The 18,747-nt window shown below is 47.0% G+C and carries 23 protein-coding genes and 2 tRNA genes; 5 read left to right on the top strand and 20 right to left on the bottom strand.

Annotated features, from left to right (window positions below; genetic code table 11):
- Positions 1-27: 27 nt before the first annotated feature.
- Positions 28-117, bottom strand: a tRNA-Asn gene (locus ACI49J_RS00715).
- 113 nt (positions 118-230) lie between these two features.
- Positions 231-306, bottom strand: a tRNA-Pro gene (locus ACI49J_RS00710).
- A gap of 228 nt (positions 307-534) precedes the next feature.
- Here ACI49J_RS00710 and ACI49J_RS00705 point away from each other — a divergent pair.
- Positions 535-1,899 carry a hypothetical protein gene (locus ACI49J_RS00705; protein ID WP_240253610.1) on the top strand — a complete coding sequence of 455 codons (1,365 nt, stop codon included), beginning with the start codon at positions 535-537 and terminating at the stop codon, positions 1,897-1,899.
- 78 nt (positions 1,900-1,977) lie between these two features.
- Here the strand turns inward: ACI49J_RS00705 and ACI49J_RS00700 are convergent, their stop codons facing one another.
- The 16 genes from ACI49J_RS00700 to ACI49J_RS00625 form a co-directional block, all read right to left on the bottom strand.
- Positions 1,978-2,940: a glycosyltransferase 4 family protein gene (locus ACI49J_RS00700; RefSeq protein WP_012022060.1), complete on the bottom strand. Its 963-nt coding sequence runs from the start codon at positions 2,938-2,940 to the stop codon at positions 1,978-1,980.
- Positions 2,941-3,924, bottom strand: a complete 984-nt coding sequence (gds, locus tag ACI49J_RS00695; RefSeq protein WP_240253608.1) for a geranylgeranyl diphosphate synthase — start codon at positions 3,922-3,924, stop codon at positions 2,941-2,943. It abuts the gene before it with no gap.
- A complete protein-coding gene (gene fni / locus ACI49J_RS00690; RefSeq protein WP_012022062.1) occupies positions 3,924-5,024 on the bottom strand; it encodes a type 2 isopentenyl-diphosphate Delta-isomerase in 1,101 nt (366 codons plus the stop codon). Before fni ends, gds begins: the two co-directional genes overlap by 1 nt.
- Positions 5,021-5,566: a uridylate kinase gene (locus tag ACI49J_RS00685; protein WP_240253606.1), complete on the bottom strand. Its 546-nt coding sequence runs from the start codon at positions 5,564-5,566 to the stop codon at positions 5,021-5,023. Before ACI49J_RS00685 ends, fni begins: the two co-directional genes overlap by 4 nt.
- Before the next feature lie 97 nt (positions 5,567-5,663).
- Positions 5,664-6,314 (bottom strand): hypothetical protein, encoded by a 651-nt coding sequence (locus ACI49J_RS00680; RefSeq protein ID WP_225938829.1) that lies wholly within the window; start codon positions 6,312-6,314, stop codon positions 5,664-5,666.
- Positions 6,292-7,140 carry an AmmeMemoRadiSam system protein B gene (gene amrB / locus ACI49J_RS00675; protein WP_240253604.1) on the bottom strand — a complete coding sequence of 283 codons (849 nt, stop codon included), beginning with the start codon at positions 7,138-7,140 and terminating at the stop codon, positions 6,292-6,294. Before amrB ends, ACI49J_RS00680 begins: the two co-directional genes overlap by 23 nt.
- Positions 7,137-7,814 carry a 30S ribosomal protein S2 gene (rpsB, locus tag ACI49J_RS00670; protein ID WP_012022066.1) on the bottom strand — a complete coding sequence of 226 codons (678 nt, stop codon included), beginning with the start codon at positions 7,812-7,814 and terminating at the stop codon, positions 7,137-7,139. The genes amrB and rpsB overlap by 4 nt, the downstream gene beginning before the upstream one ends.
- 10 nt (positions 7,815-7,824) lie before the next feature.
- Entirely contained in the window at positions 7,825-8,025 is a 201-nt protein-coding gene (locus ACI49J_RS00665; RefSeq protein WP_012022067.1) for a DNA-directed RNA polymerase subunit N, read from the bottom strand.
- Between the two features lie 4 nt (positions 8,026-8,029).
- Entirely contained in the window at positions 8,030-8,443 is a 414-nt protein-coding gene (locus ACI49J_RS00660; RefSeq protein ID WP_012022068.1) for a 30S ribosomal protein S9, read from the bottom strand.
- Positions 8,433-8,876 (bottom strand): 50S ribosomal protein L13, encoded by a 444-nt coding sequence (locus ACI49J_RS00655; protein WP_012022069.1) that lies wholly within the window; start codon positions 8,874-8,876, stop codon positions 8,433-8,435. The genes ACI49J_RS00660 and ACI49J_RS00655 overlap by 11 nt, the downstream gene beginning before the upstream one ends.
- Entirely contained in the window at positions 8,873-9,226 is a 354-nt protein-coding gene (locus ACI49J_RS00650) for a 50S ribosomal protein L18e (RefSeq protein WP_012022070.1), read from the bottom strand. Before ACI49J_RS00650 ends, ACI49J_RS00655 begins: the two co-directional genes overlap by 4 nt.
- A complete protein-coding gene (locus ACI49J_RS00645) occupies positions 9,223-10,011 on the bottom strand; it encodes a DNA-directed RNA polymerase subunit D (protein WP_012022071.1) in 789 nt (262 codons plus the stop codon). The genes ACI49J_RS00650 and ACI49J_RS00645 overlap by 4 nt, the downstream gene beginning before the upstream one ends.
- 1 nt (position 10,012) lies before the next feature.
- Positions 10,013-10,411 (bottom strand): 30S ribosomal protein S11, encoded by a 399-nt coding sequence (locus ACI49J_RS00640; protein WP_012022072.1) that lies wholly within the window; start codon positions 10,409-10,411, stop codon positions 10,013-10,015.
- Positions 10,389-10,931 (bottom strand): 30S ribosomal protein S4, encoded by a 543-nt coding sequence (locus ACI49J_RS00635; protein WP_012022073.1) that lies wholly within the window; start codon positions 10,929-10,931, stop codon positions 10,389-10,391. The genes ACI49J_RS00640 and ACI49J_RS00635 overlap by 23 nt, the downstream gene beginning before the upstream one ends.
- A 9-nt stretch (positions 10,932-10,940) precedes the next feature.
- Entirely contained in the window at positions 10,941-11,438 is a 498-nt protein-coding gene (locus ACI49J_RS00630; protein WP_012022074.1) for a 30S ribosomal protein S13, read from the bottom strand.
- Between the two features lie 17 nt (positions 11,439-11,455).
- On the bottom strand, positions 11,456-12,733 hold the full coding sequence (locus ACI49J_RS00625; protein WP_012022075.1) for an AIR synthase-related protein: 1,278 nt from the start codon (positions 12,731-12,733) through the stop codon (positions 11,456-11,458).
- A gap of 41 nt (positions 12,734-12,774) precedes the next feature.
- Here ACI49J_RS00625 and ACI49J_RS00620 point away from each other — a divergent pair, with 41 nt between their 5' ends.
- The 4 genes from ACI49J_RS00620 to dnaG are packed head-to-tail and all read left to right on the top strand — an operon-like array spanning position 12,775 to position 15,893.
- The gene (locus ACI49J_RS00620; RefSeq protein ID WP_048060188.1) at positions 12,775-13,179 is read left to right on the top strand and encodes a secondary thiamine-phosphate synthase enzyme YjbQ; all 405 of its coding nucleotides are present in this window, start codon (positions 12,775-12,777) and stop codon (positions 13,177-13,179) included.
- A gap of 39 nt (positions 13,180-13,218) precedes the next feature.
- Positions 13,219-13,533, top strand: a complete 315-nt coding sequence (locus ACI49J_RS00615; protein ID WP_240253602.1) for a hypothetical protein — start codon at positions 13,219-13,221, stop codon at positions 13,531-13,533.
- A gap of 45 nt (positions 13,534-13,578) precedes the next feature.
- Positions 13,579-14,655, top strand: a complete 1,077-nt coding sequence (locus ACI49J_RS00610) for a tyrosine--tRNA ligase (RefSeq protein ID WP_048060189.1) — start codon at positions 13,579-13,581, stop codon at positions 14,653-14,655.
- Between the two features lie 5 nt (positions 14,656-14,660).
- Positions 14,661-15,893: a DNA primase DnaG gene (dnaG, locus tag ACI49J_RS00605; RefSeq protein WP_048060373.1), complete on the top strand. Its 1,233-nt coding sequence runs from the start codon at positions 14,661-14,663 to the stop codon at positions 15,891-15,893.
- Here the strand turns inward: dnaG and ACI49J_RS00600 are convergent.
- Positions 15,880-18,231: a DNA-directed DNA polymerase gene (locus ACI49J_RS00600; protein WP_240253600.1), complete on the bottom strand. Its 2,352-nt coding sequence runs from the start codon at positions 18,229-18,231 to the stop codon at positions 15,880-15,882. The genes dnaG and ACI49J_RS00600 overlap by 14 nt on opposite strands.
- 51 nt (positions 18,232-18,282) lie before the next feature.
- Positions 18,283-18,747 (bottom strand): GNAT family N-acetyltransferase, encoded by a 465-nt coding sequence (locus ACI49J_RS00595; RefSeq protein ID WP_240253598.1) that lies wholly within the window; start codon positions 18,745-18,747, stop codon positions 18,283-18,285.

Raw genomic sequence — 18,747 nt, 5'->3', positions numbered from 1 at the left:
TTGATGATAAGCGTAAGAAAACAAGAGCGCCGCGGGACGGACTCGAACCGTCGACCGCTCGGTCTCTGTCAACTAGAAGTTAACAGCCGAGCGCTCTGCCAGCTGAGCTACCGCGGCACGCGCATTATAAAACACGGACCATCCCATTTAAAACTTTCTCACGTGAGTTTTGACCTCAACGTTTAGATTTCCGTCGAACGTGGAGAAGGACCATTTATAAGCCGTCAAGATGGGGCCGAGGGGATTTGAACCCCCGATTACCAGGGCCCAAGCCTGGCGTCCTGGACCAAACTAGACGACGGCCCCGCTCAACTTCTTTAGAAGGTATGGCATTTAAGCTTAATCTCGCCACCACTCAAAAGTATTGCGTCCCCAAATATCGCGTTAAGAGTTTTAGTATTGTATGATTAAATAAAGTGTTTTCTCCTTTATAAGCTTAGTCTGTAATCACTTGACAGTGTTCGATCAGATTTCTCCATGAATCATCTATAATATGAAACAAAAGTTATATACTAGGTTACGATTTTTCAAGTAATGGCAACACAAACTGAAACGAAGAACCTGATCTCGATCTTGGGCGATGTCTCTTTGAGGGACGTGTTGGAGTGGCTCTCCACAGCCATGATTGGGCTCACGGTGGCTGTCGACACAGCCGAGTCAACTTGCGCGGTTAACGACGTCACGAGAGACCCAGGCTCACTCACCCTGAAGCCATCGCTGATATATCCTGCTAGGTTCTCGTCCGCGGGCAGGACATCCAGCGTGTCGGGGATAGATCAGCTGGTGAGGCATGGTATTGTGGTCAAGAGCCAGGGGACTAACACAAGTGGCCAGACCAGGGAGATATACGTCTTCCTTGGGGGTTACTCGCAGGCCTGGGCATACAACGTGAACAAGTTGGGGGCTTCGCAATCGGGTTTAGGCCTTAGCTTCAGCTCGGACTCCAACTTGATTGGGAGGTTGTTGTCAGGGTCCTATGGGATAACGGCTGTGCCCATGAGACCGCACAAGGAGGTCGAGTTTGTCAGTGAGTTCATCCCTCCAGCCTCTCCATGCAGGTCAGGGATAATCCAGGACATCACGGAGTTCGGGGCTTTCTTCGAGATGGGGATGATCCCGTCGTTTGTGCCAGATGTTTATAGGTTCATAGCGGAACTAGGACTTCGCCATGGACAGCTCTTCGATGGAGCAGCTTTAAAAGGTAATGTGGCCGATGCTATTAGGTTTGCTTCGGAGATTATTCCAACCTGGTTGCCCGCCCAGGCAGCCACCGAGAACCCCTTGTCCGTTTTTGGAATACCCGGTTACGTCTCCTATCCCAACACGCTGAGCTCCATACCTGTAGAAGGAGTAGGCCCGTCTTTATTCTCGGCAGTCCGTGACTTTTTCGGCCTCGGGGTAGGCGAGTTCCCCATGATAGAGGGGGCCCCGTTCTTCGCCAACCTACCCTGCACGGGCGAATGCGAGCAACTGGGCCTCGCTGGCTTCGTGGGAGACTCGGGGATCATCCCAGATCTTGAGGAGAGCTATCAGGGCGCCTCCTTCGTTGTGAAGTCCTCTTACCTGGTTCCCCCACCCCGCTCTTACAACTTCAACGACATCGTGGAATATGCTAACTCGAGGGGAGTGGGGCAGGCCTTCATTCAAGCTGTTGACCTTCTTGTGGACGCCATAAGGCTCGAGGAGGCTCTGGTCAAGGCGGGTCTCAACGAGGAGGAGGCTGACCTAGCGGTGGATCAGCTGGAGTGGACCGCGGAACTCTTCGAGAGGGGGATCGAGAACCTGGCCAGGGACATAGTCGAGGAGCTCAAGGCCCCAAGCCATCCAGACCATACTGACCCTGTGGGACAGCAGGTTCACAGGACCTACCTGTACCTGAGGTTAGGGAATTGTACTTGAGCGCGAAGATACTAAGACACCCAGGTTTAAGACACTAGATCCTCTCAAGTCAATGGAGACACCAGGCCTTGACCAATCTCAAATCCTGATCACCGTGGTCTGGAACACTACTGCGAGCACGGCCATGACTATCTCTATCCCCCATATAAAGGCCACAATCTGATACTCCCTAAACCTCCCTAGTTTCATGACTACATGAGTTAGCGAATTAGGGGAACCGTTCCAGGTCAAGGTTCCGTCTGAATTCACTTGTCCGAAGGAGACGCCCTTAAACCTGGTTCTGGCCTTCAGAACGAACTCGAGAACGTAGGGAAGGTACAAGAAGGCCAAGGCAGTCAACATGTAACCGGATATACCAATTGAGCCTATGGCTGAACCTATTAGGTAGGTACCAATATTTCCTAGAAACACCTTGGCAGGATACTTATTGAAATAAAGGAAAGCTGCCAAAACCACCGCCAGGATGAGGGCCATATCCCCTGCCTCTGCGGTAACCCCAACACCCCTCAAACCAATGATAGCCAAGGCCAACGCCATGATCAGTCCCATACCCGTCCCCAACCCGTTCAATCCCTCAAGCATGTTAAAGGCGTTAGAGGCTATGGTCAACGCAGCAGGTATTATGATAACGTAATAGAATAACCCAAAATTCACCGGGCCTATGAAAGGTATGGATATGATGGAATGCCCTATACTATAGATTGCTAGCGGAACTGAGGCGAACACTGGGGTTAGGGCTCTCACAGACTGCTTAAGGTTAAGTACGTCATCAAGAAGCCCTATGAACCCTATTATCAAGGAGGAGAGAAGGACAGCAGTGATGATCCCTGCGTATTCTTGATCTATGGCCAGGAGCGCGAAGTTCCCCGCCACTAAACCTGCCAGGATACCAATCCCTCCCAAGACTGGCACCTCTGGCTTATCCAGCTTATTAACGTCCTTTCCCACGAAACCCCTTGCCTTAGATATACCAATTACCCACTTTGTGGTCAAAATCGTTACGGCGAACGCAATGATCAGCGGTAATACTACGTCAAGCAACTATTTTCGCCTTTTAATGACTATGTCAGCTATGCTTCGTAAGCCTTTCACGGCGTTTTCGTTTCTAGGAGTTACCCTTGAGAGGTGAGCCAATGCCTCCTCGTGATATTTCCTTGCCAACTCGTAGGCGTAATCAAGGGAAAGTCCAGTTATGAGGGAAGCTGTGGCCTTTAACTTGGACATGTCGTTTGATCCTAGACCCTCCATGATGATCTTCCTCTCTTCGCTGTTAGCCCTCTCAAGCGATTTTATAACGAGGAGGGTCTTCTTAGCTTCCCTAATATCGCTGTAAAGTGGTTTTCCAAGCTCCTTCTCGTCAGCAGTAATACCAAGAATGTCGTCAACTATCTGGAACGCTATCCCCATCTTCTCACCGAACTCGTAGAGATTGTTCACTTCCTCTTGATTACCACCAGCTAGCACTCCGCCCAGATAGGCTGAACACGCAAACAATTGAGCGGTCTTCCTCCTTATCATCTCGAGGTAGTCCTTCTCCTTTATGTCCCACCTTTTCTCGAATTCCATATCCATTGCCTGCCCCTCGGAAACCACTATAACTGACCTCGAGAAGCAGTCCAACACCTTATAGGCTACGTCACCGCTCAAACCCTTGATCGATTCTGTAAGGATTTGAAAGGCCTTAGCGTGTAAAAGATCTCCCGCCAGGATCGCAGTGGGGATTCCCCATTTCACGTGAACCGTGGGAATACCCCTCCTTGTCGTGTCCTGGTCCATTATGTCGTCGTGTATTAGTGTGAAATTATGAAGAACCTCAACCGCGGCTCCTGCGAGTATGGCCCTGTGTCTTTCACCACCTAGCAGGTCTGAGGAAAGTACCACTACTAGGGGCCTCAGTCTCTTTCCTCCAGCACTTATCAGGTATCGTGACGCTTCATAGAGCTCCCTAGTGTCGCCGTGAAGAAAACTGTCCATGGTTGCATTGACTTTAGCTACTATTTCCTCAAAATATTGGTCTAGATCCATTAAGCTCCTTTTCTAATACTTTCATAAACTGATAAGGTTAATCCTCTACTCTCTAGCCAGTCCTTGAGTTTCCCTGAGATCACTAGAGGTGCGTGTCTGAGGGTCTTGACATCCCTTGAGCCTGTAAGGAACATTGCTGCCCTTAGCTGAAACGCCACTTCCTCAAAGAACTTCTTCAGTTGCTCCTTACCCCTTACCGCGTGATGAAGGACAGGATTGGCCATTCCAGCAATGTTTGCCCCCAGCGAGATGGACTTCGCCACGTCCAGGCCATTCCTTATTCCTCCGCTGGCTATGATGTAACTGTCAGGGACAGAATACCTAGTCTCCACTATGGAGGCAGCAGTTGGAATTCCCCAGCCTGAGAATAGCTGGGAGCTTTCATACTTCCAGTTACCCTTCCTCCTGTTCCTCACCATTTCCACAGCTATCCAGCTTGTTCCTCCCTGCCCCGATACATCCAGTATCTTGAACCCATGATCAGCAAGCAACTTCGCCGTTTCCATGGACATGCCGGTCCCTGACTCCTTAACTATCACGGGGACGTTGAGCTCCTTTGATATGTCTCGCAACGCTTCCAGGGCAGAGAGGGGGTATTCTGGTTCTCCCTCTGGCTGGAAAAGTTCCTGAGCAGGATTAAGATGGACGGCGATAGCGTTGGCCTCTATCATCTGTATTGCGTCCATGAATTGCTTCACGCCATAACCCCTTGTTACTTGGGGTAAACCAAGGTTAGCCACCAGAGGTGCTGTGGGGGCCATCCTCCTGGTCACCTTGAAGCTTTCAGCTGTTTCTGGTCTCTCAACCGCCACCCTTTGACTCCCCACCCCCATGGCAAGACCAAGCTCCTCAACAACCTCTGCTATGACCGCGTTTACCTTTCCCAGTTCCTCGTGGCCTCCAGTCATCCCTGTAACCATAAGGGGAAGCGAAAGGGTCTTGCCCAGAAATTCAGCCCTAGTGTCTACGTCCCTAAAGTTCATTCTTGGCATGGCCTGATGAATGAGAGTTACGTCCTCTAGGAGGGTTGAGACAATTCCTTGAACGTCCTCGTATAGGCAGATCTCCACATGTTCAAGTTTTCTGTTAATTAAGCTCATCTACTCACCTTGATCAACGTACCTATCCTTTCTCCTTTCAATGCGTTAAAAACGTTTCCCCTTTTCTTACCATTAAATATCATTGCATTAATATTATTCTGGAGTATTTTCCTTACCTTCTCCCTCATCCCACCAGTTAAATCGTAGGACAAAGAAGGAAGATTGGTGAGGGAATGTGGTTCGTTCAGCTCAGGTATAACTTGCCCATTCACTAGGATTCCGTCCACGTCTGTGGCAAAAAGTGCCGTTAAGGAGTACTCGCGTGCTATTGAGATCGTGAGATCGTCTCCAGAGATTATGGTCCCATCCTCTTTTATGTCCCCGAAAACGACGGGAACCATCCCATGATCTAGGATCCTCTCCAACCTTTCCAGGTCAAAGAACCTTCCAGGTAAGGGGAATCCCTTGATACCTTTGACGGCCATCTCCCTTATTAAGATGGTGTTAAGTTCCTCCATGGAGGCAGAGGTCAGGCTCACCCTCACGGGAACATTTCTACCAGCCTCGAAATGTCCGAAGCTACCACCCCCGTGGACTATCACAAGACCATCGACGAAATCCTTGATCTCTCCACTATCTGCCTTATCACTGGAAGATCTGCACAGTAGGGTACTGCCTTACAAGTGATCGCACTACCCCCTAGTTTAATAACTCGATTAGGCTTGCCCATCCCAGATCCCAGACCCACTTATACTTTCCAGGAGGAGTGTTGAGACCATAAAGGGACTTCCAGAGGCCGTTCTCTAGGTTCATGTTGACCTCATCAATCCTCTCGCTCAGAAGTACAGGGATTATGCCCACTAAGTGCACCACCGAGTTATCTAGATAACTTGGTTTCTCAAGAGGATAGCTCATGAGCTTCCTTACGGTGAGGATTGGAATCCTAACTTGAACTGGATCCTCGGCCTCCCTATAAAGGATAGGTGTACCGCTTCTCTGAACCTGTCTCATGGCCTTAAGCGCATAATAGTTAAACATGGCCTCGTCCACCATCTCTAGGGTTTCCCAGATCTCGTCCTCCGTTAGTGATATCCTTTTGCCCAGTATCCTAAGCGCCTCAAGGGAAGTGATAGCGTACTGTGAAGCCACGGGTATGTCTACACCTTGAACCACGGGGGGAGTAAAACCCGTAGCCTCCTTAACCAATTCGCTGAATTGGTCCCACCAGGACGGAGTCTCAATCCTTGAAAAACGAAATTTCGCCTGAACCACGAGAAAGGGATTATTCACTCCGTCGATCCACATACCCGATAGAATGAGCGGGGCCTCAATCACCGAATCTTGTGGCAAGGTAGCCTACCACGCTGGATTTATCGCCTGAGGTATCGCCTGACGTTGCATGTTTGAGAATATACGGTTTTTTATGCATTTTCTTTGCTAGAATCAAAGATGCCATTATAGGCGCGTAACCACAGACGGTAACGTCGTATTCCTCCACAACCTTGTATAGTCCCTTATAGTCCATGTCCTGAATCTTCCTGATCACCAGTTCATCCTTGGTCATTGTCACATCGTGAGGATCGTAGTGATTAAGATCTGAACTTGCGAGCACAACAATGTCTTTATCGCTATGCCTTTGAATGAACCTCCATATTCCCTCCGCCACAAACTCGGCAATCTCAGGAGTCTGCATTAGTATAACCACGGGTAAGATGGAAAGATTGTCAAAGAAGTATTGAAGGAACGGTAACTGAACCTCAATGGAATGTTCGTAGAGGTGTGCCTTCTCATCTATATCCACGACCTCAGATACGGAGACTAACTCCTTCACGAGTTGTGCATTAACTTGTGCCGAGCCTAAGGGTGTCTCCCAATCACCTCCAGGCCATATGGAGACCTGAGAGCCGTAACCCGTGTGATTGGGGCCAAGAATTATTACGATGTCCGGCTTACCCTCTTGAGCCAGGTAGTAATATGAATGGGCTGCTACCGGACCGCTATATATGTAACCTGCGTGAGGAACAATAAAAATTGGATTACTCCTAGAACCCGTGGAACCAACAGAGGGAATTCCCCCGGGACCTATTGGATGATGAAAAGCCCACTCTATCCTTTTCCTTAACTGTGCAGGATCATCCTCATAAAAGGAACCTGCTACTGCAGGTCTCCTTTTCACTGAGATAATTTCACCTCGAACTCCTCAACCTTTACAGGTATATCAGCGTCTGGAGCAATTTCCTTCCTTTCCCTAAGTATTTGTCTCGCCAGTGCCCAGTAAAGGAGAGCTAACGACTTACGCCCTTTATTGTTTGAGGGTATAACCAGGTCCACGTAATCCACTTTAGCGTCAGTATCAGAGAATGCGACCACTGGTATACCCATATCAGCTGCTTCCTTTATTGCCTGTGTATCAGTCCTCGGATCAGAAACCAGAAGAACCTCTGGTTCTATGAAATCCTCCAGGTAGGGATTCGTGAGCATGCCTGGGACCATTCTCCCAACTACAGCTCTTGCACCTACTACCTCAGCAAATTTCTGGACTGGAGTGAATGCGTATGGTCTAGAGGCCACAGCCAGAATGGACTGTGGTTGGAACCTGGAAAGGAACTTGGCAGCTACCCTAAGTCTTTCGTCAATCTTTCTTACATCTAGAACGTAAAGGCCCTCTGGTCTAACCCTATAGATGAACCTCTCCATATATCTTGTACAGGTATGAGTACCTATGTGAACTCCAGCGGAAAGGTAGTTCTCTAGGGGTACTAGAAGCTCTATTATTGCGCCCTTTTCTCCCCTTTGAAGCTCCTCCTTCTCCTCCTCGGTTAATTGTGTTCCTCTTTCGTTCTCGCTCATTTCCTACCACCTAAATTGGTCTAGTGTAATTAACTACTTCCCTTATAATGTCAACGTGTGTAAGCAAGCTACGTCTACAACATAACCTCTTCACGTTCAAGTCATCAAGAACCTTTCCTGGGTCTTCTCCAGCCCTAACCCTAGTGCTGAACGCATCCCACTTATCAGCTATAAGGGAACCGCATGTGAAGCATCTGACAGGGATGATCATAGTTTCACCTGTAGGATTTCTGCCTCCATCTTCTCGCGCTATATCTCATCCATTTCTCGGCCTCAGTTTGCCTAGGATCTCCGGCCATCATGGTTCTGTCATACTTCTTGTAAAGCTCCTTGAGCTCCTGGCTCCCTGTAAATCTAACTAGGGCCCTGGCTAAAGCCATTCTCGCTGCATCAGCCTGACCCATTATTCCTCCTCCATAGGTATAGATCTTCACATCCACCTTGGAAGTAATTCCTTCACCGGCTAGCAACATAGGTTCCATTATTTTCATTCTGATTACTTCCACTGGGATTAGTTCTATGGGAACGTCATTCACGAATATCCTTCCCTTCCCGGGGAAGAGATAGCATTTTGCCCTAGCCATCTTCCTTCTGGAATTTGTAATTATCACGCGCGACTCAGTTGACATTTCCCTTCCACCCCAAAATCTTAGACAACTCACCAACTGTGATATACTTGCCTTTTAATCTTGCTACGTTCGCGTCTTCAAATTTCATCATTTCTTTACCCTGCAACTCTTTCGGGATTCCAACATAGACCTTGACCATTTTTAACATGGTCTCACCCCTATGGGTCTTGGGTAACATGCCCCTGATGGTCCTCTTCACAATGTTGATTGGAGTCCTAGGTCTCCTAACACCTAGCTTATAGGGATTGAACAGCGTCCCAACACTGAAAAGCAACATGTACCCGTTTACCACCCTATTCCTGGGACCGCTTATTACTATCTTCTCCCCATTAACTATTACGACCCTCTTCCCTTCCTTTAGTAATCCAACTACCTTTGAGGCCAGTCTACCCAATATCTGGCCCTCTCCATCCACAATAACAGTTTCAGTCATCCATGCATCAACCTCACATTAACTTTACCCTTGATCTCCTCAACCCCCTGAGAAAGGGGAAGAGCCTTACCACCAGCACTTCTTATCTTGTTTAGCGCACTCTTGGAGAAGTCAAGCGCGAAAACAGTAACCTTATGCGAAATATTACCTACCCCCAGAACTTTCCCAGGAACGACCACGATGTCCCCTTCCTTGGTGTATTTATCTATCTTATAGAGGTTTATGGTCCTAACCTTCCTAGAGGGAACATCCAATTCCTTGGCTACAGCCTCCCATAGGGGTTTGTCTTGCTTGTTCAGGAATTGAATTAACTTCCTCTTTTCGATATTGGTACTCCCGGTTCTTTTCATAATCCCTCCACCTTCTTCTTCAACTCCTCGATCTTGCTCAGTATACTCTTTGTTGCCTCTATTAAAATTCTCCTAGGCTCCAAAGAGCCAACAGACTCTATTTCAAGGATGTACTGATTCGGTTCTGGGCTCACGTTTATCCCCTCACAGGCCTTCACGCACTCCTCACATAGAGTGCAGGCCATCTCATTCACTACCTTTAACTTGCCGTTCTCAAAGGAAAATACCCTCTCTGGGCATACCTCAACTGCCTTCTCGCAATCCTTATTTACCTCAACCTTGGGTTTGTACCTCAGAATTGCGAGAGATACTGGATTGAACTTAGCATGCTCCTTACCGTAACCTAATCTCATTTTCATTTCCAGTGTGACCTTCTGATTCTTACCAAGAAGAACTATGGGAATGTCCTTACTGATGGGGGTAACGTTGGGATCCTCTGTCCTTATGTCCCTAGAGTATACCATTACCTGTGAATCCTCTGCCTTAACGTCTATATACGCCTTGGTGAAACATCTATCGCAGTTCTCTGTGCATTCTATGCACTCCTCTGGCCTCCTATAGTAATCAAGCGCGTCCTTACTATCAAAGGGAATTAAACCAAGTCTGTGGGCCAACATCTCGTCATAAAGTGGGCTATTGTTCTCGATCACGTAAACCTCGTCCACAGCCATTACTGGGACGTAGAGCATTGAAGCCCTCCTGATGGAATTAACGAACTCCAGAGGGTAATCCTTGGTTAAGATTGAAAGAAAATAGTTCTCCTTCTTTAGGACCTGAATAGGCATGTCAGACTCTCCTTCCTCTTCTGCCTCCAGGCCTCCTGATTGTGTCATGGGGTATTGGAGTCACATCCTCAATTCTTCCGATGATGAACCCAGATCTAGCCAAAGATCTAATGGCAGGTTGCGCTCCAGGACCTGGTGTCTTTGGTCCTGCACCTCCTGGTGCCCTCACCTTTATATGGATCGCCATGAGCCCCTTGTCCAGGGCATCGCTAGCTGCCTTATTGGCAGCTAACATGGCTGCATATGGTGAGGGTTTCTCCCTATCAGCCTTGACCATCATGCCACCTGATGCCTTAGATATTACCTCGGCGCCCGTAATGTCAGTGATCGTAATTATGGTGTTATTCTGGGAGGCGTATATTCTAGCTAATCCCCATCTAATTTCCCTTTTGCTCGACATTTACCTCACCTTGACCTGCTGTTGGCGGATTGTTCTTGAAGGGGGACGTAGGATAAAAGTCTATCGAGTCCTCCTCGTCCCTCTTCACGATATACCCTGGAGAAGTTATCTTACGGCCTCCTACAGCTATATGACCATGAACTATAAGTTGACGTGCCTGGTAAATTGTTCTGGCTAACCCCTTTCTATGGACTATTGTCTGTAACCTTCTCTCCAAAAGGCTCTCCTCTTCTAGGCCCAAGATATCGTCTATAGTTGACTGTTCTGACTTTAAGAGACCTAGCTTATACAACTTGCCTAGCAACTGTTTTTCCCTCACTGCCCTCTCTGCTGGCGGTAGAGCTAAGAGCGATCTTGCCATATGCCTGTATCCTGTTACAATGGTCCTGGCTAACCATATCTCCTTCTTGTTCCTGAGGCCGTAATCACCCATAATCTTCTGTTCCGACTTTAATGCCTGGGATAACCAGGGCATCCCTGGACCTTCCCACTTCCTCCTACTTTTCCTAGGATCTCCCATCTAATCACCCTACTTCTTCTGTTGTTGTTGAGACTGTTGCCCTCCAGAGGGCTGTGCTGCTTTAGACCTTTTAACTCCTATGGTCGTTCCTGTTCTTCCCGTAGTCCTTGTCCTTTGGCCCCTTACCTTTAGGCCAAGGGAATGCCTAACACCACGCCAGCTCTTAAGCTTCTTCTCCCTCTCAATATCGTTCCTTACGACGAACACAAGATCTGAAGTCACGTAATGCAAATCTTGGCCAGACTCTATATCCTTCCTCCTGTTGAATATCCATGCTGGCAATGATTCGATCTTCTTGTTAGCCAACATCTCCTCTATCTTCTTTAACTCGTGGTCTGTGAGCTCACCAAGCCTCTTATCCTTATCAATATTCAACTTCATGAGAATAACCCTTGCGGTGTTATAGCCTATCCCCTTCACCATGGCTAGACCATACGGGGCCTTCATGGTACCGTCTACGTCCTGACCAAAGAGCCTAACTATGTACCTAAACTGCGATTCTGACATTAAGACCGTCTAGAGCTCTATAAACTCCCTGTTTTTAAGTTTTTCAATACCTTTTCCTTCTTCGACAAAGAGTTCAGGTAGGCCCTTTCCAGTCTCTTTTTAATCTCATCTAGATCCATGGGGGAGTAGTTTCCTATGACGGCTTTAATGGGAGTGTAGGGGCTTTCCCTAAAGGCGGGTCTCATCTCCCTTCCATCGCGGGTAACTATTGGATATCCTCTCCTTCGCGTGACCTCCCCTATGGTCTTAGCTTGTACGTGATTATCCCTCAAGGTCCTTATAACCTCGTCCGGGTTATTGGTGAAAATAAGGATGGAATCAAGCGAGAGACCAAAGGGGTCTATGCCCAATTCATTCATGGCCTTCCTGATCCTTGGGTTTATGAGAGAGAGGAATTCATCCTCGTCTATCACAAGGCTTACGTTAGTTACCTCCGAAATCTCTAACGCATCACCCCTTATACCACCGTTAGTAACGTCTGTCATGGAGCTTACGAGATTTCTAACACGTCTCACGGCAAGACATGCCTCAAGATCCTTTACCCTTAGGGTCTCCTCCACTACACCCTCAATGCCATGAAATATGGCCATGGACGAGATTGTTCCACCTCCATGGCCTTCTGTCATGACTATATGTTGTCCCTCACTAATTCTCTTTCTAGTGAATGGTTCTCCCTGGAGTCTCCCCACAGAGGCAACGCCCCCACTTATCCTCTCTCCCAGGACCATATCACCACCAATCCTCAGCGTGCTACCAGCCAGAATTGGTACGTTCAAGGCATCAGCCACAGTTGATACACCGGCTTCAAAGTCGAAGAGCATGGAAACATCGCTATCGTCGGAAAGGTGAATATCCACAAGGATGCCCAGCGGGATTGCACCTTTCACCATGATATCCCTAAGGGTGGCCTTTGTTGCATGAAATCCAGCTAGAAAAGGGAAGTAGGATAGTCTGGAGTGTATTCCGTCCACAGAGACAACTATGTCCTGAACTATTCCCGCATCATCAAAAGTCTCGAGATTCCTCTTACTGAGCTCAAATAATTTCAGATGAATTAGATTATCCCCAAGACCCCTGGAACCTAGGCCACTGTCTCCTGCCGTGAGGCCTACCCTCGTGAAGGAGAATTCCTTAAAATTCTCTGAATTCTTGACCTCCCTTATTACGGCGTCCACAAAATCCTGATTAAGCTCCCTTTTTCCCTTATAGAATTCTAACCAGCGAAGTAGTTCTTCCCTCATTTGAGACTCGTCGAGGTGATTCCACAATCTCCTTGCATATCCCTCTAGATCCATAAGCCTAAATACGTCCCACCCTCTGATAAATTTGAGGTCAAATGAAAATTTTGACAAGAGAATTTGACGTTAGGACCACGTCGAGGTTTCAAAGCGTAGATATTACAGATGAAGTGCAGGCATCTGTGGGAGATTTTCAAGACGGAGTGGCCCACATATTTGTGAAGCACACCACGTGTGCCATTATCGTTAATGAGCCAGAGTCAGGTCTCATGGAGGATTACCTAACATGGATGAAGAAACTCGTTCCTCCAAATGGAGAATTTAAACATAACATAATTGACAATAACGGTCATGCACATATCTCGGCAATGATCATAGGAAACTCTAGAACCGTACCCGTTAAGTCAGGCAAACTGGATTTGGGAACGTGGCAAAGGATCATCTTACTCGAATTCGATGGGCCTAGAACCAGGAGAATCCAGGTCAAGGTGATGGGTGAATAATAACTTTTATTTTCAGAGTGATAATTAACAGCGATCAGTTTGCCTCCTGGATTTCTATCTCCACTTGATAGGTTGGGCTTTTGCGAAAGCAGAGAGTGTATACAAAGGGTAGTGGACGACTACCTAGCAATGTTATTCTCAGGATCTGAAAACTTTCATGTTTTTAGAGACGAGGAGCCACCCACGGATGAGAGAACCGTGACTAACTCTTACCTTTTTACCGAGGCCTTAATCGGGAGGTTATTGGAGGCTGAGACAGAACTAGATCTTGATGCTATAGTAGAGGACCTGAGGAACAGATTGGGAAACAATCACCCAGTTCTCATGTTTCTCAAGCAACTCATGGATGAATAGGACTTTTTAGTCTTAATTTCGCCTTTTGTTGTAGGGGATGATTACTTGGAGAGTAAACTCTCATTGATAACTAGAAATACCGCGGAGGTTGTTACTCCCGAGGAATTAAAAGAAGCCTTGGAAAGCGGTAGAAAACTTAAGGGATATCTTGGTTTTGAGCCCAGCGGTCTATTCCATATAGGATGGTTAATCTGGGCTCAAAAGGTGAAGGATCTATTGCAGGCCGGAGTGGACATGAGCCTCCTGGTCGCAACGTGGCATGCCTGGATAAATGACAAACTAGGGGGGAATATGGAAATGATAAAGCTAGCAGGCGATTATGCTATTACCGTATTGGACAGTTTTGGAATTAGCAGGAGCAAGGTTCACGTCATAGATGCTGAGGATATGGTGAAGGACAAGGATTACTGGTCATTGGTAATAAGGGTGGCAAAGAACACGAGCCTGGCTAGGATGAAGAGGGCACTCACTATCATGGGAAGGAAGGCCGATGAAGCTGAGCTAGATTCCTCTAAGCTGATTTATCCTGCGATGCAGGTGAGTGATATCTTCTATATGGACTTAGATATAGCGCTGGGTGGAACGGATCAAAGGAAAGCTCACATGCTTGCAAGGGACGTAGCTGAGAAGCTTGGCAAGAAGAAGGTAATAGCAATTCACACGCCACTCCTGGTTGGCTTACAGGGAGGGCAGAGGATGAACCCTGGAGTGGACGAAGATGACGCCTTGGCTGACATAAAGATGAGTAAATCCAAGCCTGAGACTGCCATATTCATCAACGACGAGCCTGAAGAAGTGGAGGGTAAATTGATGACAGCATACTGTCCCAAGGGAGTTGTGGAGAATAACCCGGTGTTACAAATTAACAAGTACATCCTATTCCAGGTCGATGATAGGGGACTTAAGGTAGAGAGGGATGCTAAGTTTGGCGGGGATGTACAGTTCAACACCTATGAAGAGCTGGAGAAAGCCTACGCTGAAGGGAAATTACATCCCAAGGACCTTAAGGTTGCAACTGCAAGAAAGCTTAACCAGATAATAGATCCTTTAAGGAAGTCTATTAAATCTAGACCTGAATATGATAAACTAGCAAAAGAAATAGCAAGGAGTGTTAGCAGGTGACATCGTTGAAATATATAATAAAACTGACCTTCGAGGTAGATGGGTCAGTTGATAAGCCTGACGTTATAGGGGCCATTTTCGGCCAAACCGAGAACCTATTCGGTCAGGAATTTGACCTTAGGGAATTGCAGGATAAGGGCAGGCTCGGAAGGATCATCGTGGAGATAAAGAATAAGGGTGGTAAGGCCGAAGGTTACATAGAAATCCCATCGAACTTGGATAGAGTGGAAACTGCCCTGATCGCATCGATGGTTGAGAGCGTCGAGAAAGTAGGCCCCTATAACGCGAAGTTTGAATTAAAGGAAATAGAGGATGTAAGGGCGGAGAAGCTGAAGAAGATCATAGAGAGAGCTAAACAAATACTGACAACGTGGACCAGAGAAAAGAACCTAGATATTAAGGAAGTGATGAACGAGATAAGCGGGGCAGTAAAGACAGGCGAGTTGATAGAATATGGACCAGAGAGATTGCCGGCTGGACCAGATGTCTATACCGATCCCAACCTGATAATAGTGGAGGGGAGAGCAGATATCATTAACCTACTTAGGTACGGTTACAAGAACACGGTTGCTGTGGAGGGTGCAAGTGGAAAGATTCCACAGTCTGTGGTGGAGCTATCGAAGAACAAGAAGATGGTCATAGCGTTCCTTGACGGAGATCACGGCGGTGACATGATCCTTAAGGATCTCATTAATGCTAACGTAAAGATCGACTACGTGGCAAGAGCCCCTGTGGGAAGGGAAGTTGAGGAACTGACAGGGAAGGAGATAGCTAAATCCCTGTCTAACATGATACCGCTATCACAATACCTGAAGAGACAGCAGGAGTCCATAGCCTCAGTCTCTAGCAGGATAGAGACCGCAAGTGCTAGAGCAGAGGTAGCGGAGCAACAAACAGTCCAGGTAGTTGAACAGCCTAGAAAGGAGATTGAGATTAAGATACCTGGGAATGTCATGGAGGAAATAAAGAAACTTCCAGGGACTTTGGAGGGTATTATCTTCGACGAGAACTGGAATCTCGTTGAGAGGGTCCAAGTTAGGGACATTATTACTAAATTAGAGAACCTTACAAATGGGAACGCGTCCTTCATTATCTTCGATGGAGTAATAACTCAGCGACTTCTAGAACTAGCCGCCTCAAAGAACGTCAAGCTGATCATCGGGGTAAGGATAGGAGGTATAAATAAGAAGCCAGAGAACGTTAAGATACTAACTCTAGCCGACGTTATCGGTCCCTAAAATAGTCCATTATATCTATTCCTCCTCCCTTCAAATTATTTTCTTTTACCCCAAAAGGTTCCAATATTCTCATTACTGCTGGGATTATCTGCTTCTCGACGTAGTAATCGATATCAATTTTTGTCTTATCCTTAACCATGAAATAGGGTTCAACCCTATCAGATACTCTTCCTGCTCCCTTTACCACCACATAGCCTATCTTGCCATTTCTCATTATGGCGTAACCCGCGTTTATGGCCTTCTTGGCAGCTATTACGTGGGGCGCATCCACCTCATACTCGTCTAGACTCTTGTCCAGTGACTTCCATATCACTATATCATGTAGCTCGAACTCTCTCCTCTTTACCTTCATTATGACCTCCTTAGCTGCCTTAACGGCGTCGTCCACTCCCTTGAGCAGGATCCTCTCTATGACCATCCTCTGTGTGTCCTTGGCTAATTCACACCAATCTCCCCTTATGGCCTCAAACCCAACGATGTCTATCTTCCCATCGAATGTGAGACCGGCATATCTCTTTTTATTTTCTGTAAAGAATACTTTTTTGTATTTTTTATCTACTTTTATATCTAGATCGAGGGCCTGGACTATTTTTTGAGTCAACAACTCAACAGAGGACATATCTCCCTTAACGAAAATGGAATCCGTATCCCCATAGATTACCTCAAATCCTGAATTCTTGGCAATCTCAGCTGCCGTCATAATGGTTTGTCTTCCCCACGCTGTGACCGCTTCCGCACCCTCCTTGCTGTACCACCTTGCGCCTAACCAGCCCATGTAACCGTACATGGCGTTGGCCATGATCTTGAGAGCCCTCTGCCTCTCATCCAACCTACGTTTCTCATACTCGTCTTTGGCCTGACTCATCTGATCCTTGGTTTTCCTTCTCTCTTCAAGAAGGAAGTTAAGTATACTTCTGTAAAATCCATCCACGTCCTTTCTGAATTTGTAACCAACTTCGGGAGCTACCCAACAATCGTTGCACTCTCCCTGTACCAGGGTGTCTGGACCTATGTTATACTTTATCATGATGGAGGGATACATGGAGCTGAAATCCAGAACAGCTACGTTCTCATGAAGTCCAGGCTTTGGCTCTATAACCAGACCGCCCTTATATCCCTCGTATCTCCTCTCAACCCTGTTAGGTATTAACTCGTTGAACTGCTTTGCCTGTCGCATTAAAAGCCATTCTACCCTGTGTCCCACACTGGCCATGCATAACTGATCCAGCGGAAGACCTGAAATTACAGTTAATTGTTCGCCAAAGTTAAAGAACACGTCCCTGAGAAGGTATGTAGTCTTTACGTCGTCCAGATTGTACTTAAGAACAACCTCTCTCCTCTTAGGGTCTTCCCAATACTCAGGAATTTGATACCATTCAAGGTTGGTTCTCTTATTTTTAGGCAAGATTCCAAGATAGTCTGCCACATTGTCTAGACTCTTAACCTTCACACCTTCGAGACTCTCCGCGAAGCCGTAGAGATCAACGTTAAGCCTTCCTACTACGGAGTAGTGACCGTATGTTCCCTGGCTTGGTTCAGAGTTAACCTTCCTCCCTATGTCTAGCTTTGTTCCCCTTACTGAGGCTCTTTCCAGCATGTACTGCCAATCAAACCCGTTGGAATTATACCCCAGGATGACGTCTGGGTCATACTCGACAACGAATTTTGAGAAATCCCTCAAAATCTTTAGATCGTCCTGATCGTTGTTGACGAACTGCTTCGATCCGCTATCGGTCCAGACACCAATAACGATAATGGGGTCCCTCCTAGGATTCGGAAAACCATACTTGTTAAAGACCTCTATATCGAAAGCCATGAACCTGAGCTGCGGAGGAGAGTCCTCATAGACTCTCTCAATCCTCTTTAGCTCGTAGACCTTCGCTACCCTAAGATCTTTCCTCTCTACCTGAGATACCTCAGCCGAGAGCCAATAGAATGGTCTAACTCCAGTATCAATGGAATACCTCATGTAAAATCTAATATCGGCCTCAAGGACATCCTTCACAGGTTTCAGTTTAGCGATCTCCTCCCTGTAAGTCCTCACAAGGGCAGGAATAACAGTCTCAACCCGCAGGACCTTCTGCGGTCTTCCAAAATACTTCATCTCATGTTCCGTAACTGATGTTATGGGAGACTGGTCCCTTGACAGCCTCTTGATCTGGGTGATGGCTTCGTTAACGTTGGCATCTTCTTTCAGAGTAACATAGAAGTAAGGCCTGAAACTCTTCTCAAGTATAACTACCCTATTTCCTTCCCTATCTATCCCCCATATGTAAATTTCTGGCTTTCCGTCCTCCACATCATAAGAGAAATCTAAGATGAAAATGTCCACTCTCATATTCTTTCAATACGTTATTCTAGACTTAATTTATGATTGGTCCTCACAAGGTCACTCAAGTCCTGGATCCCCCTTGAAGCTCTTCAGCATCACAAATCCATGTTTGTTCCTTCCATAGTAGTTCTTCCTAGTTCTCACGACTCTATATGATCTGTTGTAGTAGAACCTTATGGCCTCAGCGTTATTCACGTTAACTTCAAGGTAAGAATATGTACAACCGAGTTTCAGAAATCTCCTCTCAAGCTCCTGGAGAAGTAGGGAACCAACCCCATTTCTCCTGGACTCCTTAGAAGAGGCTATGGAGATTAGGTGGCCTCTCACCTTGTACTGAACTATACCTATGCAGTACCCGATCACCCTGTTTCCGTCCCTTGCTACTAGGAAAAGACCCTCAGCTAACTGGAGGTATGCCCTAAGCAGGGAAAAGGGATAGGGGTTGTCAAAGCTCTCCCTTTCAATTTTCTCTATCTGCTCCAAGTCCTCTTCCCATGCATCAGAAATTATTATGGAGGACAT

Origin of the sequence: Metallosphaera sp. D4-4 (assembly GCF_046245145.1) — an archaeon.
GTDB lineage: Archaea > Thermoproteota > Thermoprotei_A > Sulfolobales > Sulfolobaceae > Metallosphaera > Metallosphaera sedula.
This window is presented reverse-complemented; position numbering and strand designations above follow the sequence as displayed.